This is a genomic window from Aquimarina aggregata (genome assembly GCF_001632745.1).
Lineage (GTDB): Bacteria > Bacteroidota > Bacteroidia > Flavobacteriales > Flavobacteriaceae > Aquimarina > Aquimarina aggregata.
In genome coordinates this window covers 58640-76143 of record NZ_LQRT01000001.1, presented here as the reverse complement: position 1 = coordinate 76143, position 17504 = coordinate 58640, and the positions used below count along the sequence as shown (strand labels likewise).

At 32.9% G+C, this 17504-nt stretch carries 9 protein-coding genes; 1 reads left to right on the top strand and 8 read right to left on the bottom strand.

Annotation, left to right across the window (positions count from 1 at the left end):
- Positions 1 to 6 precede the first annotated feature (6 nt).
- The 5 genes from AWE51_RS00290 to AWE51_RS00270 form a co-directional block, all read right to left on the bottom strand.
- Positions 7 to 591 (bottom strand): hypothetical protein, encoded by a 585-nt coding sequence (locus AWE51_RS00290; RefSeq protein ID WP_066307874.1) that lies wholly within the window; start codon positions 589 to 591, stop codon positions 7 to 9.
- A 355-nt stretch (positions 592 to 946) separates the two neighbouring features.
- The gene (locus AWE51_RS00285) at positions 947 to 4357 is read right to left on the bottom strand and encodes an amidohydrolase family protein (protein WP_066307871.1); all 3411 of its coding nucleotides are present in this window, start codon (positions 4355 to 4357) and stop codon (positions 947 to 949) included.
- Between the two features lie 115 nt (positions 4358 to 4472).
- Entirely contained in the window at positions 4473 to 7559 is a 3087-nt protein-coding gene (locus tag AWE51_RS00280; protein WP_066307868.1) for a glycoside hydrolase family 2 TIM barrel-domain containing protein, read from the bottom strand.
- A 1-nt stretch (position 7560) separates the two neighbouring features.
- Positions 7561 to 9378 carry a glycoside hydrolase family 36 protein gene (locus AWE51_RS00275; RefSeq protein WP_066307865.1) on the bottom strand — a complete coding sequence of 606 codons (1818 nt, stop codon included), beginning with the start codon at positions 9376 to 9378 and terminating at the stop codon, positions 7561 to 7563.
- A gap of 21 nt (positions 9379 to 9399) precedes the next feature.
- A complete protein-coding gene (locus AWE51_RS00270; RefSeq protein WP_066307863.1) occupies positions 9400 to 10992 on the bottom strand; it encodes a solute:sodium symporter family transporter in 1593 nt (530 codons plus the stop codon).
- A gap of 233 nt (positions 10993 to 11225) precedes the next feature.
- Between AWE51_RS00270 and AWE51_RS00265 the strand changes: the two genes are divergently transcribed.
- Positions 11226 to 12095: a bile acid:sodium symporter family protein gene (locus AWE51_RS00265; RefSeq protein WP_066307856.1), complete on the top strand. Its 870-nt coding sequence runs from the start codon at positions 11226 to 11228 to the stop codon at positions 12093 to 12095.
- A 26-nt stretch (positions 12096 to 12121) separates the two neighbouring features.
- On the opposite strand, the gene AWE51_RS00260 is transcribed toward AWE51_RS00265, so the two are convergent.
- The 3 genes from AWE51_RS00260 to AWE51_RS00250 all read right to left on the bottom strand — a co-directional run bounded on the left by AWE51_RS00260 (position 12122) and on the right by AWE51_RS00250 (position 17463).
- Positions 12122 to 13981 carry an FG-GAP-like repeat-containing protein gene (locus AWE51_RS00260; RefSeq protein WP_066307853.1) on the bottom strand — a complete coding sequence of 620 codons (1860 nt, stop codon included), beginning with the start codon at positions 13979 to 13981 and terminating at the stop codon, positions 12122 to 12124.
- Between the two features lie 94 nt (positions 13982 to 14075).
- Complete coding sequence (gene ppk1 / locus AWE51_RS00255; protein ID WP_066307851.1) at positions 14076 to 16115, bottom strand: polyphosphate kinase 1; 2040 nt, start codon at positions 16113 to 16115, stop codon at positions 14076 to 14078.
- A gap of 106 nt (positions 16116 to 16221) precedes the next feature.
- Positions 16222 to 17463, bottom strand: coding sequence for a cation:proton antiporter (locus AWE51_RS00250; RefSeq protein ID WP_066307849.1), 1242 nt, complete (start codon positions 17461 to 17463; stop codon positions 16222 to 16224).
- Positions 17464 to 17504: the final 41 nt, after the last annotated feature.

The window sequence follows — 17504 nt, the reverse complement described above, 5'->3', positions numbered from 1 at the left end:
TGAGAATTATTCTCGAATTTTAAATAGTTTAGCTGCGCCGGGGTTTCCTAAAGAATCGGTTTTTTCAATTAAAATAGCTTTCATGTCTGGTGAATATCTGGCCCGAACGGTTAAGGTAGCCTTTTCAAGTTGCATTTCTACGTGCTCAAATTTAAGGTCATCTTCGTTACCAATAACATATTCATGTTCTATGGTCAATGGATCGTCGAGTATCGTGTTTTTAATTAGTTCATGTTCTGCGTTTAAAAAAGATAACATCCATTTTCCTGAAACACGTTTAGGAGCTGGCGTAATGTCTTTTTTTAAAAGACCATCTACAATACTGATTTCATAAAGAGAGAGTGAGTCCTTCTTTGTACTGGACGATTTATAGACATTTAAAATGATTGAAATGATCATGTCTTTAGGATCTTTTAGACTACTGCTTTCTTCATTTTTTGTAGTATCTAATTTGATTGGTGAACATGAAAAAATTATTGAAAATAAAAGGAGTGAAAATAAGTGTTTTGGTGTTTTAAATAAATGATTGGTCATTTTAGTTAGGGGGTCTAAAAGTGATTTTTGGTTGTAAGAATGTACAAAAATAGTCATTTCTAGATTTTAAAAACATTGAATTTGGTTGATTTTGTTTAATACCACAAATAGATTTATATAGAGTAATATGAATTCAACTACTTGATTGTTAGTGGTTAGTGTGTTTTTTAAGCTAAAACATACGGAGAAAGCATAGCCTTTTTCCGTTTAAAATACACTTAATACTCCATTAAAATGTAATGAACTAGATTTCGCATTTTAATGTACCGTAATTAAAAAGCCTTAACATTTAAAATAGATTAAAGAATTATAATTGAAGTTTCTATTTTTTCTTAAAACTAAAAGTGCTAGCAAGATACTAGCACTTTTAATTTATTTTATATAAACGGTATTATTTGAATAATTTAAACACTTATTTTTTGATCCCTGGGATTCCCTTTGGTTTTTTAGTTTGCCAATGAAAAACTTCAGCTTTTTGTTCTTTAGGCCATACTTCATCTAACGTATCGGCATTATATACTCTACCATTTTTTATAACTCGCGTAAGTGTATTTGTATTACGAATATTTTCTAATGGATTTTTTGCTAGAATCAATATATCGGCAAGCTTTCCTTTTTCAAGACTTCCTAGGTCATTATCTAGGCCTAACGCCTGCGCTCCTAGTATTGTAGCGACTTTAAGCGCATCATGATCTTTCATTCCGCCACTACCTACAGACCATAATTCCCAATGAAATCCTAGGCCTTGTAATTGTCCATGACTTCCAACACCAGCAAGACCTCCTGCTTCAACTAAATCTTTCATAAATTCTGCATGCTTTTTAAACACATGTTCTTCATCCATAAACCATCCTGGTCTTCTTCTAGATTTACGTGCTAATTCTTCGTAGGGAGTAAAGTATTGTATTTTTTGATCCCCCCACACATTTTCTCGTGAGTAATAATAGTTTTCTGCCCAAGGCCCTCCATAAGAAACTAATAGAGTTGGTGTTAATGCCATTTTAGAATCGGCAATAGTTTTTACGACATCTTTATAAATAGGATAGATAGGTAACGAGTGCTCATGACCTGGATATCCGTCCAATAATTGCGTCATATTTAATTTAAAATTAAGAGCTCCTTCTGTTGTAGGTATTAATTTCAATTCTTTTGCCGCCATAATGATCCATTGTCTTTGCTGACGATTACCAACCATATACATTTTGATACTTTTGGTATTGTAATAGTGGCTGTACTGCTTTAATACATCTTTTGCATGATCCAGACTCTCTATTTGATATTGCCAGAATCCGACACCTGGACCAGTACTATATATACGTGGTCCGTGCAGTGTACCAGCTTCTACCATATCAGAGTAGGTAAGGACATCTGTAGTGCCAGTTTGAGGGTCACGGGTTGTAGTTACCCCGTAAGCAAGATTAGCAGAATATGTCCAAGCTTGATTTTTATGAATGCCCCAAGTGGGTCTCATATGTGCATGGGTATCAATAAATCCAGGCACCAGAGTTTTTCCAGAAACATCTATAGTTTTTGTATTGGAAGGTACAGTTAAGCTTCCTGAAACTCCAATAGCTTTAATTCTATTATTTTCTACTAAAATATCTCCGTTTTCAATTACTTCAGAACCATTCATTGTAATAAGTCGTCCTCCCTTTAATAATAAATTACCTTTTGGAGTGTCTTTTTCATACGTGACTTTTACTTTAAACTCTTGGGCTTCAAATTTAGGTTCCTTCTTTTTTTCTTTATCGTCGGTTTTTGTAGAATCAGATTTTTTTTCAGTTTTCTTAAGTTCTTTTTCTTTCTTTTTAGCAGCAGCTAAGCTATCGGCAAACTTTTTTCCAGCTGCAATGTCATATCTAAAGTGACTTGCTCCCAAAGACCAATGAATTTTTTTACTGTCTGTAGACCAGCTAGGAAATTCTCCTCCCATAACTGTTAGTTTCATAGCAGGAAAAGCTGCTTGATCAGCTTTTGCTAGGGATATAGATGGTGTTTTACCATATCTTGGAATAATGACGGTATAAATATCATTATTTATTTGTGCTAAGGCTGTTTTTCCGTCAGGAGAAATTTGTATTTCAGATGGCCGTGAAGCATTTTTATTTGCAGCACCGTATTGTTTGGATAACAAAGCAAAACAAGCATCCATTACATGATGATGATCGTCTTTACCAGAGCTATCACGAAAACCATAAGTGGTAATTCCAGTTAATTCTAAGTGTTGTTTTTCGTCAGATCCATCCCATCGAATAGAAATTAGCCCTTTTTTATTGCTAGTTAAGTAAATACGATCATCTACTTTGGTAAAGTGAGGGTTTTGTCTTCCTTTAGTTTTGTCGATCATCTTAATATCACCACCTGCTGCGGGTATCCAGACTAAATCTTCCTGAACTCCATTTGAAAATGGATTTATTGCATCATCATAGACCTGTGCTGATCCTTTATGAAATGCAATTCGATTAGAGCGATAAGACCAAGATGGTTTAGTATATATACCTGATTCTTTTGTTAACTGTATTGGTTTAGGTCTCCCTTCGATATTAACTTTAAACAAATGCCCTCCTCCTTGTTTCCAGGTTGTATATACAATGTATTTTCCGTCAGGAGACCATGTTGGCTGCGCTTCGGTAAAGTTGTTTGTAGTTAGCCTTTTAGGAGTACCGTTAGGCAAATTCATAAGATATAAACGATTTAATGCTGTAAACGCGAGTTTAGAACCATCTGGAGACGGTTTTGCATCACGTATCTGAGTCACTAAAGCATTTTTGTCATCTTTTATAGGGTATTTAAAATCTAATCTAGGTCCTAGATTGAGTTTAACATCTACTTTGAAAGGAATTTCTGTTGCGGCATTATTCTCTAAAGAAATCTTATATATTTTACCACCATACGAAGCGATAAGGTTTTTACTATCAGGTGTAAAAGACATTGCTGGTAAGACGCCTAGTGGTGCTATAGATTCTTGTTCATCTCTTTGTACAGGGTAGGCTAACCAACGTTCTTTTCCTGTTTTTAAGTTTCTAAGCATAAGTCCTGTTTCGTCCTCAAAACGAGAACCATATACCAACCAATTGCCATCATTAGAGAGTGTTGGAGTAAATGCAGATCCATATCGAGATGTTATGATATCAACATCTCCATCTTCCATGTCATAAGTTCCTATTTGATATTGTGGTAATTGGGCGTTATAATCCCAGGAACCTTTACGTCTTGAGAAATATAGTAGTTTACCATCGGGGCTAATAGCCGGGTCAATAGCTTTTACATCTTCTGGCTTATCAAACAATTGACTTCCTGAACCACTTTCTTTATGATAAACATGTAATTTAATACTACCACGTCCTTTTGATCCAACGATATATTCTCCATCAGGAGTCCATTCTGCAGAATAGAAATTATGCTTTTTTTCTTTGGTGATTTGTTTATCCTCTTTGGTAGAAAGGTCTAAAGTCCAAATATTATCTGATCCACTTTTATCAGAAATAAAAACTAATGATTTACCGTCAGGACTATATCTAGGGTGTACATCATAAGCCATTCCTTTTGTTATTTGTGTAGCATTACCTCCTGCAATGGGTATGGTGTAAATATCACCTATAAGATCAAAGACAATAGTTTTTCCGTCGGGACTTACATCTAGAGAAATCCAAGTTCCTTTCTCTGTGGTGAAAGAAATAGTTCGTTCAGGTTCTAGAGGAAGCTCTTTTGTAGCTTTTTTAATAGTATCATTTTGCGTTTTGTTTTCCTGAGATATTCCAATAAAAGAGATTAGAAAAAAAAGGGCATAGACAATCCTATGCTGATTAGTGTAAAATTTCATTGACTGAGAATGTTGAATTAATTTAGTCCCTAAATATAAATAAATTAAAAAACAGTAACTCTTAAGGTTATCTTAACTTGAAAAACAGTATCCTGTACAAAATAGTCTAAGATGGCTAAAGCGTTTTACTTGCTTTTAAGGTAAAAGAGAAAGTGTAATGATCTAATGAATATCGATATTTGTCTAAAGGGAAGGCTCCCCACGAATCGATACCCCCAATACCCATTTGAAAATGATCTAAACATACAGATACTGCATTTTCTTTTTGAAGCTCAATATGATGTAAAATTCCCCGTTTCTCTTGGGTTAATGTCTCTGGACTATAATACAATGTACTAAAGCTGAATTTCGGGCTTCCTGAAATTTCTAATTGTGCTCCATTAGTGTTTTTTAGAATTAGTTTTCTAGTATCTTCTCGATTACCAGTTTCTTGCGGACTTATATAATCATGTGACATATGATCTACCTCTTTTTCATACAGACCTATATGTGCAGCATGTTTTCTGTCGATATAATTTTCAAAAGGACCTCTGCCAAACCATTTAATCTTAGTAAAAGAGCTGTTGGTTTTAAAGTATAACCCTAATCGGGGTAACTCAGGCAACTGCATAGAGCCTGGTTCAAAATAACAATCAATAGATAATACGCCATTATTAGTGATAGAATATTTCATTTTAAAAGAACAATCGACATCAGGTAGTATTAAAGTGGTATTGATAATAACTTGATGTTTAGATTGTTTGACAAGTTTGATATCCTTTAACGTATGATTTTGTCCAGCATATCTCCATATTTTTGTACGTTCAGGCATAGTATTGCCAAAGTCGTTGTCATTAGGAGCTCTCCAGAAATTAGGGCGCATAGGTTCATCAATGTACTGTGTCCCGCGATAGGAAAATGAGGTTAGTAATCCAGTTGCTAAACTTATCTGAATAACAAAATTTTCACCAGATATTTGGTATGATTCTTTTATCTCTGAAATAGAAAGTTCTTTTTCTGAAAAGAAGTCGTTAGATTCTTTTCTGGAAGGAGATTGGAGTAAAAATTGTTCTTTTGCTACTTCATGACCAAAGGGAATTGACTTATCGTCTTCTTTACTAAAAATAGCCTGAAGATTTAAAAAATATTCTATACTAGGATTAAGATCAAATTGATAATCAATTTGAAATTGACTTGAGTAACCGGCATCAATTGTAAGGTCTTTAAGTAACCCAGAACAAATATTCCCTTCTTCTGAAGATACTTCCCAATTAATATGAAAGTCTGAAAGAGAGATAAAATCAAAATCATTGCTAATTTCTATAATACCTTTTTTTAAATCAATGACTTTGAAATTAATAGATTGGTAACATTTCTTTACTTCCCAAATGGCAGGATGTGGTGTACGATCTGGAAATAACAATCCATTAATACAAAAGTTACCATCACTAGGAATATGTGTAGCGCCAAAGTCTCCGCCAAATTTCCAATATTTTTCACCTTCTTTTGTATATGCTGCAATACCTTGATCTACCCAATCCCATATAAATCCACCTTGTAAAGTGGGGTATTTCTGAATCAAATTCCAATAGTCTATTAGGTTTCCTGCACTATTTCCCATAGCATGTGCATATTCACACATGATAAAGGGTCTTTTTGGATTTTTTTTAGCATATTTCTCAATCTCTTCGATAGTCGGATACATAGGGCATACGATATCCGTATTTTCTTCATCTCCTGCTTGCTCATATTGCACGGGTCTGGTAGTGTCTTTAGATTTTATCCATTGATATGCTGCTTTGAAATTTGGACCATTTCCAGCTTCGTTGCCCAAAGACCAGATAATTATAGAAGGATGATTTTTTGTACGCTCAAACATTCTAGATACTCTATCCAAATGAGCAGATTTCCACTCGGATAAATTACAGGGGTGAACAGATGTGTCATAAGGGGTTGAATAATTTGACCCCATACCATGAGTTTCTATATTAGCCTCGTCGATAACATATAATCCATACTCATCACATAACTCGTACCATCTAGCCTTATTTGGATAGTGACTATTTCGTACCGCATTGATGTTATATTGTTTCATCAATTTGATATCAAGAATCATACTTTCTTCAGAGATAACACGTCCAGTCACTTCGTCATGTTCATGACGATTTACACCTTTTATGGTTATTGCTTTTCCATTAATCAAGAGTTGAGCATTCATTATTTCTACTTTTCTAAATCCTATTTTGGAGTGTATAACTTCTAAAATGTTTTTTTCTTGATCTATTAATTTTAATGAAAATTGATAGAGGTTTGGTGTTTCTGCAGTCCACTTTAATGGTTTAGGAAGATGTTCTTTAATAGAAAAGAGAGAATTTTCTGAAGTAGATTGAATACCTATTGTTTTCGTAAAGAAAAGATCATTATTATTGTCGAATATCTCACATTCAACAGTGCCGTTCCATAATTGATTGTTTGTGTTTTGGATTGAAACATTAAGATCTAATATTCCATCATTATAATCTGAAGTTAGGTCTGCTTTCACAAAATAGTCCTGAATGTATATTGCATTTCTTGAAAACAAATAAACTTCTCGTTGTATACCGCTTAAACGCCAAAAATCTTGACATTCTAGATACGACCCATCACACCATCGATATACTTCTACGGCCACAGTATTTTCACCTTTTATAAGGTGTTCTGTAATGTTAAATTCTATAGGAGTCATCGAATCCTGATTATAGCCTATCCATTGCCCATTTATCCAAAAATGAGCTGCGGATTTTACAGATCCAAAATGAATAAAAACTTGCTGTCCTTGCCAATTATCTGGAACGGTAAATGTCTTTTTATAGGAACCAACAGGGTTGTCATCATGTGGAATATAAGGAGGGTTTTTAGGAAAAGGATAGCGATCATTGACGTAGATAGGGACACCAAACCCTTCTAATTCCCAATTTGCGGGGACATTAATTTGATCCCATGCAGAAGTGTCAAAAGACTGCTTTTGAAAATTACTAGGTCGACGATCTGGACGATCAGAATATTTAAAATACCATAGGCCATTTAAAGATTTAAATCTAGAGGAATATTCTTTTTTATTTTCTTTAGAAAAGCTAAAATCCTCATAGGGAAACATATTGGCGTGTGGTTTTTCTTGGCCAATGGCAAATACTTTAGGGTTTTCCCAAAAATGGGCGCTATCAAAATTGATTTCTGATTTCATGTTAAACTGCTGATAGAGTTATCATTCCTGAAATAGGTACTTCTATGGATATGAGTCCTTTTTGAAATGAATTTGTAGTGTTTTTAATTATATTCCCTTGACAATCTATGATGGAGATTTTATAAGATTTTTGACTAGATACAGTATTAAGAATTATTTTTTCTGATGTTTTTCCGTTAATTATATCAATATATTGAGCTTCACTAAAGAGGTCAATTACAACATCTGCATACACTGCAATAATCTCCTTTTTTTCTGTAATAGTTCTCACCACAGGATAATTTTCTGAAGGCCCTATTGCCGTTAAATTTCTACTTAATAGTATGTCTTGGTTTTGTATCCAATAGGAAGTGTAGAACAAAACCATTTGTTTATGAGATTCTAAAATTTCACCAAGACGAACAGATACCTGAGGAACCGAAAACAAAATATTTACAAATTGCAAAGCAGCTAATGCCACAGGTTCATCATAATTCCACATAAACATATCCGAATGTATAGCGGTATCTCCAGAAAGTAACCTTAGATCAATTATACGTCTTCGGTTAGTAACAGCATCATTGGGGCAATCATGTGCTCTTAACATATTACCACATTTTCGTAATGCAGGTCCTATGTAATGTTGTCTAAATTCAATTAAAATATTAGGATTAATTGCTATTAAGGCCTCTTTTATATCTGTCATTAATCGGTCTACTGCTGGACCAATTGCTGCATAATCTCTGCCATCTTCTAAAGTCAAAATGGTTTCTGGATACGGTATAAAATGATCAATAAAATCAAGCTTAAAACCATCTAGTTTCCAGTTTTTAAGTGCATTTGAATAAATAGTAACGAGGTATTCTCTTATTTCAGGATATCTGGGATCAACAATAGCGGCTTGAAACTCTTCAGAAAAATGAAGAAACTTTCCTTTAAATTTCTCATATGCTTTAGAGTATTTTCCAAAAAAGGGGACAGAATACCATAACATTATTTTCATATCTAAACCATGAATATCAGAAACAAAATTTGACATTTCCGGAAAACGTTCTGGTAACCAATCTCCGGTATATGCATACCCACGATTATTATCATTTGTTTGCCAACCATCGTCAACGATTATAGTACGGTAACCCATTTCTGATGCTATTGTACATTCTTTTAGAAGGGTGTCACTACTAATTTCTTGATGATAGGAGTACCATGTAGAATACATGGGTTGTTTTGCTATTTCAGGAACGCTCATGGGAGTATATTTAGTAAAAGACTCCCACCAATCAGAAACTTTACCTAAAGAGTGTTCATATCGATGTTTTCTATAATCTAATAAGATGCTAATTTCATAATCTTTAAAATCAGGAACATTTTCGGTAAACAAGATTACATTACAATATACCCACCCATCTTCTTCTCTAAGTCCTGCACCTAATGATAAGGTGTTAATAGCATCAGAACAGGCAAATGTATGTAAGTTTTGATCATTATGACCATAAAGACATAGTATAGGTGCCTCGTAAGCAGTTCTTGAAACAAGCATGCGTTCTGCATCAAACTCTGCAAACACACGTCGATCACTTTCATAATTTGATAACCAGGTTCCTTTAAGATTAATAGCAGGGATTTTCCATACTAGTTTAACAGGTTTTGTATTTTTAGGAGTAGATGAGCTTAGTTTTACAGTTGTAACATATAGCTCTTTTTCTAATTGGTTTATTTGAGATGATATGCTAAAATCAAAGTATTCCTCCTTTGTATATAGTGATATTCCATCATAAGGAAGTTGTTCTTTGCCTATTTCTTGAAAAAAACACCAGCCTTTTGTTGTTAAGTTAGCCATAATGATATTGAGTTATTCTTGTTACGATGCCACACCTAATGGGGAAAAGAAAATATAAGTTGCGATTACAATAATGATAAGTAATAAGGATATTAGGTGTCTATATTTCCAGGGTTTAATATCTACTATTTTTTTATCTATTGGTTTATACGGCACTTTCATAGGATAGAATTTACCAAAGAATAGCATGATTGCCGTACTTGTTAGAAACAAAATTGCCATTATATGAAGAAAATGTAGACCTGTATCGAATACCAATTGCGTAAGTCCGTAACAGGTGATAAAAAATATCAGAGCTACTTTAGCACCAATTGGAGGTACTTTTTTAGTGACAAATCCTACGAATAGAATTGTGAATATAGGTACACTAAAAAATCCGGCCACTTTTTGGATATAGTCAAAAAAACCACCATCTACGAAAGCTATAAAAGGAGCGATAAACATAGCGGTCATAGCCAGAAATACCTGTAAATATTTACTTTTCTTGATTAGTTTTAAATCTCCAATTTCTTTGTTTTTATCCTTTAGGTATGGCTTGTAAATATTTAACATAAATAAAGTACTAGAACTATTAAGACCAGAATTAAATGTAGTAAGTGCTGCCCCAAAAATGATGGCTGCCATAAACCCTGTTAAATATTCTGGCATTACATCCCCAATTAAACGCGGATAAATCTCTGCAGTGTTCTCTACGTTAAAATAGATATGCAAGGCTATAAGTCCTGGAATATTTAATAAAATCGGAGAGATTACTTTTAACACACTTGCCAGTGCAATACCCTTTTGACCTGCAGCTAAATTTTTGGCTCCTAAAACACGTTGCATGATATATTGTTCGGTTCCCCAGTAATTTAAGTTAACCAATAGCATACCTGTAAATAATGTGCTAAAGGGAACGGGAGAATCGGGTTTGCCTATAGCATTAAGGTGCTCTGTGTTTTGTGTTAAGATCATGTCGAGACCTACAGAAAAACTACCTTCTCCTATGTATAGTAATCCAAAAAACGGAACTAACAAACCACCAATAACAAGGCCTATACCATTGATTGCATCAGAAACAGCAATTGCCTTTAATCCTCCAAAAATGGCATATATACTTCCTACGATACCAATAGACCACACAAGAATCCATATTGTAGCCCAATTGCTTAATCCAAAAACGCCAGAGAGATCAAACATTCCATTAAAAGCTACTGCACCTGCATATAAAACCGGTGGCATCATATTAATAACATACCCAACTAGAAATATAATAGATATCCATTTTTTTATACTCGAATCAAACCTATCTTCTAAAAAGTCGGGTGTGGTTACAGATCCATTTTTGAGATAAATGGGTAGAATAAATTCGGATACTATAATTAAGGATAATATAGAGGTCATCCCCCAAGCCATTACAGCAACACTATCATTATATACCTGTTCATTTTCTCCGATAAAGTTATTAGCACTCATATTGGTTAAAAAGAGTGATCCACCAATAACGAACCATCCGAGACTTCTTCCTCCTAAAAAGTATCCATCAGATGTATTTAGAGCTTCTCCTTTGGTTTTACGATAAGATATATACGCAACAAGCAAGGTGAATAGTATAAATGTAGAAACAGCCAGCATAGTTTCGAAGAGTATTAAGGTGATACTTTTTTAAAAGAATCAGGATTAAAATAGTTACCTGTATGTAGCACAGAGTAGCATAATTTGTCAAACTTAAAAAATATTACTTTAAAATATGCATTTAGATCCTTTTATTTATCAAAATTTTAAACATTCTTTTTTGTGAATAGTGAGGTATTCTTAAAATTTATATTAAATGTTTTATATTGCTTTAAAAATAACTACTATTTATTATGGATAATGTATCAACAATTATTTTAGCTTCATCATTAATAATAATTATGTTGGGGATGGGGTTATCTCTTGTTGTTGATGATTTTAAAAGAATTTTAATTTATCCAAAAGCGATAGTTATTGGGTTAACTAATCAGCTAATTATCCTGCCTTTATTAGGATTTTTGCTAGCTTCTACATTTTCTTTACGACCAGAAATTGCTATCGGAATTATGATCTTGGCTGCTTGCCCCGGAGGAGCTACGTCAAATTTGATTTCTCACTTAGCAAAAGGTGATGTAGCTTTATCAGTAACGCTCACGGCGATAAGTAGTTTTGTGTCTATTTTTACGATTCCTTTTATCGTAAATATTGCATTATTACATTTTTTGGATGAATCCAGAACGATTGCCTTAGATATCCCGGGAACTATAATTCGAATAATGATAATAACAATTATCCCCGTAATCATAGGAATGGTAATAAGACATTACAAAGAGTCATTTGCTTTAAACATGGCAAAACCGGTTCGTATAGCTTCTGGAATAGTGCTTGCTCTGGTAATTATAGGTATTTCGATTAAAGAAAAAGACAATATGATTTCATATTTTGAACAAGCGGGTCTTATTGCTTTATGTTTGAATATTGGTACCATGATGATTGGGTATTATTCTGCTAAAATTTTCAAGCTTAGAAATGAAAGTGCTATTTCTATTGCAATAGAATCAGGAATTCAGAATGGAACCTTAGCAATTACGGTAGCAGTCGTTATTTTAGAAAACAGTTCGTTTGCAATAGCTCCCGCAGTATATAGTTTATTAATGTTTTTTACAGGAGGCTTTATTATTTATTTTGGTATTAAAAAGAGTAAAGCAGCTTTAAAGAACTAAAAACATGTACAAAATTAATGAATTTATTATCCATTTTTTATAAGAGATTTAATTGAGCTACTTTGTCCAGATGTAATTTTATAAAAGTACATACCATTTTTAAGTCCAAGAGTAGTAGCATTAAGTTGTATGCTATGTGAACCTTTGCTTTGATGTGATTTTTGTATAATCTTAATAATTCTTCCTGATTGATCATATAATAGTATTTCAACCATATCTGCTTGTGGAATAGTATATTTAATTGTTGTGGATCCTGAAAATGGATTAGGGTAATTCGTGATCTCTAAATTAAAATCTTCGTCATTATTCTTGGTAAATATATCAGTATCACACATTGAGTTTCTTCTCGTGGCGATCGCAATATCTTTATTAATTATCCACGCCATACTTACTCTAAAAGTTGCAGAAAATACATCTGTATGCGTACCAGGGAAAAAGATAACCGGAGGGTTTCTGGTAGCAGCAATTAATTTGTTTCTATTACTTTTAGGGATATATACTGTGTTTTGAGTTGAATTAGTGTATCCAAAGGTCGCTGTTAAAGTACCATCATGATTATCAGTAATACAAGTGGTAAATGGTACTATATTGGTAAATTGAGTTTGAGGAGTACTATCTCGTAAATATAATTTTTCGATCCCATCATTTGCATTTGATACTAATATATCGTCTAAACAATCACCATTAACATCGGCAATTTCAATATCAAAACTAATATCATTGTTTTGCGGTAAGAAAATAGAAGAAGCGTCAGTAAAGATTCCTGAACCATCATTTATGTAGAGTATATCTGGGGCAGGAGCTAAAGGGTGACCACCTCCAGCTGGCCCCATCGGATTAGGAGCAGAATTGGCAAAAATGATATCAAGGTAACCGTCATAATTAAAGTCAAAAAGTTTTACGTCGGTACTTGTATCTATTTTTTCTGGTAATGCATTTGTCGTGTTTTCTTGAAAAAAACCTTTTGAATCATTTATAAAAACCTGATTTTGTTCTGAATTACTGTTTGCAATAATGAGATCAAGATCTGTGTCATTGTCAATGTCTGCTAACACCATAGCGCGGCTAGCTGTATTTTGTTGAGAGATTCTCAATTCGGTCTCATTAGTAAAAAAACCATTTCCATCATTGATCAAAACTTGATTTTGACCAACATTAGCTATAATAAGATCATTATCGCCATCGCTATCAATGTCGCCAAAGACAAAGCTTCCTGTTTGATTTTTTACATTTGGTAAACGACTTAAAGATTCGTTAGAAAAAGTTCCATCTGTATTTTGGATGTATAGAAAATTCTGCGCTCCTGCTGGTCCTATATCTGGTATCGGAGGTATTTCATTAGCAATAAAAATATCTAGAAGTCCATCTTTATTTACATCTTCAAAACCTATTTCGGTAGAAATATCTTCAAATATATTGATAGGAGGAGGTGGTAATAAGTTGATACTCTCATCAGAAAATATACCATTACCTTGATTTAGTAGTAATTGTGTTGGTCCTAGATTAGTTACTACAATATCCACATCTCCATCATTATCAATATCACCATAATCTGCACTTATACTATTTGCAGGATTAAGGGATATGGGTAAATTACTTTCTGAAACATCTGTAAAAAATCCTTGATTGTTTATCAAAAGTCGATTGGCACGACCAGAGAATCCAGCAGTACCTTCAGCAATAAAAATATCCAAATCTCCATCGCCATCAACATCTACAAGATCCGAATCAAAAGAGTCTGCACCTGTTGGTGTAACTTGTGGGATTTGATTAGAGGCATTTTTAAAAATAGATTGACCTGATAGTGATGTGCAAACTGTGCAAATACATATAGTAAGGCACACCAAAAAATGAGCTTTTAGTGTATTATTTTTAGAAGATTTCATGTGGTGAGGTTTTAAGTTATTACTAAGATAATTTAAAACAGAACCAAACCAGATGGTCAATATTTATTTAAAATAATTTTAACATAAGTAGTTGTTAATCAGTAGTTACTGTAAGGTTTTTGATTTTTTCTATAGTTTCTAATTGAGACCTGAGTACTTGCGTAGAATTAACATATATGTTGTTTTGATCTTCATTTATAACTCTTGCTTTTACGGTATCGTCTAATTGTAGTTGTATCATAGCTCTAATTTTAGAATACACATCAATATCTAAAATTGGTGTTATCACTTCGATTCTATGATCTAAGTTACGTGTCATCCAATCGGCAGAGCCTATATACATTTTTTCTTTTCCTGAGTTAGCAAAAATGTAAACACGTCCATGTTCTAAAAATCGATCTACAATACTAGTGATATATATATGTTCACTTTGGCCTGGAATTCCTGGAACTAAACAACAAATACCGCGAACTATTAATCTAATCTTTACACCGGCATTATTTGCATCATATAGTAAATCTATCATCTTTGGATCTTGTAGGCTATTCATCTTTAGTATGATATAGGCTTCTTGCCCTTTCTTGGCGTTCTCGATTTCGGTCTCTATTAGTTTTTTAAACGTATTTCTAGTTGTGAATGGTGATATTAATAGTTTTTTAGTTTTCGGAATAATAATGGTTCGTTCTAATAATTGAAAAACTTGACTTAATTCTGAAGTAATGTCTTTATTAGCTGTCATTAGCCCAAAATCGGTATATATTTTAGCAGTTTTTTCATTAAAATTACCGGTGCTAATGTAGCTGTATCTTACGGTTTGCTTATTTTCTAAACGTTCTATTAACAGTATTTTAGAATGTACTTTTATGCCCGCATAACTATAGGTTACTTTTGCCCCATGATTTTCTAAAATTTTACCCCATCGTATATTATTTTCTTCATCAAATCGAGCTTTTGTTTCAATAAAAACAAAAACTTCTTTTCCGTTTTTTGCAGCCAAGAGTAATGCATCAGCGATTCCTGATTGTTTCGCTATGCGGTATAGTGTGACTTTTATTTTAGTAACGTTTTTATCTGTTGCGGCTTCTTGCGCTAAACGAATTACATCTTGAAAAGATTCGTAAGGATAATAAAACAGTCGATCCTTTTTTGAAATAGCATCAAACATATTCGAGAAACCTAATAGACTTTGATCTCGAATAGGCGCAATAGCATCTTCAACTAATTTTTTATTTGTTGGATTTGGAAAACCGAAGAAGTCCTTAAAATTATGATATCTACCTCCTTCAGAAATATCAGTTTCATTTACATCTAATATCTTTTTTATGGCATTTAGTAATTCTAAAGGCATTGTATTATCTATTAATACTCTAGTTACTTGGCCAGTATCTCGATTACTAAGAGAATCTTTGATTTTAGTGAGCAGATCTCCAGAATATTCATTGTCGATATACAATTCTGCATCACGAGAAATTTTAATAGAATGAAATGAAGAAATATCACTTTGAGCATAAAACTTAGATAAATTATATTTTAGAATATCGTCTACAAAGGTAATGTAATGTATACCTTCTTCTATTGGGAAAGATATAAACCTAGGTGTTTCGGAAGGGATTTTAACTACAATCAATTCATTAGTATCGAGTAAAGTAGTTAAATAAAGCTCTTCATTTTCTATAAAGATGTTTTCATGATCTCCATCGGTAATAATTCCTAATGTAAGTTTACTTTCAAGATGTTCTTTATAGTATTCTTGCGCTATTTTTTTTTGACTTACAGAAAAATCTTCGCAATACACTAATTGTATTCCTTCTTTTTTTAAATCAGGAATGATCTGTTGATTAAAAAGCTCTCCAAATTCTTCTTGTTGAAGCAGAACCTGTTTTTTTATCTTTTTTAAAAGCTTATTTGGTTTAGTAATTAACTTTTTTCGTAAAGATTTATCTAAATCTTTAATTTTTCTGATATCAGAAACACGAACTTTAAAAAACTCATCAAGATTTGATGAGAAAATAGCTAGGAACTTGATTCGATCATAAAGTGGATTACTTTTGTCTGCTGCTTCTTGGAGTACTCTATGATTAAAACGAAGCCAGGAAAGATCCCTGTTATAATATTTTTTGGAGATTAAAGCCATTTTTTTAAATATAAGTTCTTGGTTAAATGTATTGAATTTGTGAATAATCTACACTAGAAGATAAAGTCAAAAGTTAGGTTTAGGTTATTTTAAAATGAAATGTAGTTTAACGATATAGTTTTTTAACAAAGCTCCCTATACTAAGCCCTTGAATGATTATTGAAAATATGACAACAACATAGGTAATATAAAGAATAATTTCTGAAGAAGAATTGTTTGCTAGACTTAGTGCTAATGCAATTGAAATACCTCCTCGAAGCCCTCCCCATGTTAAAACAGAAACTGTTTTAATAGGACTATTTTCTTTATGTTTTAAAAGTGAATAAGGCATAAAAACTGAAACAAACCTAGCGATAAGAACAATAAAAATAGCTGTAATCCCTAGTGTTAAGTGTTTGCTATCAAACTTTAGAAGATGAATAGCTAATCCAATAAGGACGAATAAAATACCGTTGAATACATCATCAAGCACTTCCCAAATTTCGTTAATCATTTTCCTAGCGGCTCCTTTATTGGTTGTAATATTTAATTTATGACCAATAATCATTCCTGACACTACCATTGCAAGTGGACCAGAAACATGAATGAGTGACGCTATGGCATACCCTGCCATTACAATTGCTAAGCTAATCATGACAGATAGTTGAGGGTTTTCTGTTACAGATTTTATACACCTATATCCAATAAAACCTAGTAGTCCTCCATATAAAATACCTCCTATAGCTTCTTCAAGAAATAATTTTCCAATCTCTAACCCAATTGAAGTTTCGTTATGATGTTCACCCATACCAGATAGAATTAGGATACCCGAAAAAACGACTACTCCTATACCGTCATTAAATAAAGATTCACCTTCTATTTTTATGCCTAGACTAGTGGCAATATTTGCTTTTTTAAGAATCGCCATTACTGCAATAGGATCAGTTGGTGATATTAATGCCCCAAAAAGTAATGCATCTAAAAATGGAAGGTCAAGGCTAATGAGTTTTGCAGTTCCGAAAGTTAACGTTCCTACTATAAAAGTTGATAAAAGAACTCCTATGGTAGCAAATAGTAAGATAGACCATTTTTCTTTGGCTAGTGCATCAATATTAACATGAAGTGCACCTGCAAAAAGTAAAAAACTTAGAATTCCGTCTAGTAATAAAGTTTTAAAATCAGAATTAGTGACAATATCACAAAAAAACATGTAGAATTGAGGGAAAATACCTTTGCTAAGCGTAATAAATATTACCGTTACTAGACTCATTAACATGAGACCAATTGTTGTGGGTAACTTAATCCATTTATAGTTTATGAAATTGAAAAAAGTAGCAATAGCAAAAATAATACTAAAGGATTGTAACATAATTTCTAAGATTTTACATTGATATATTTTCCTGCAGATAA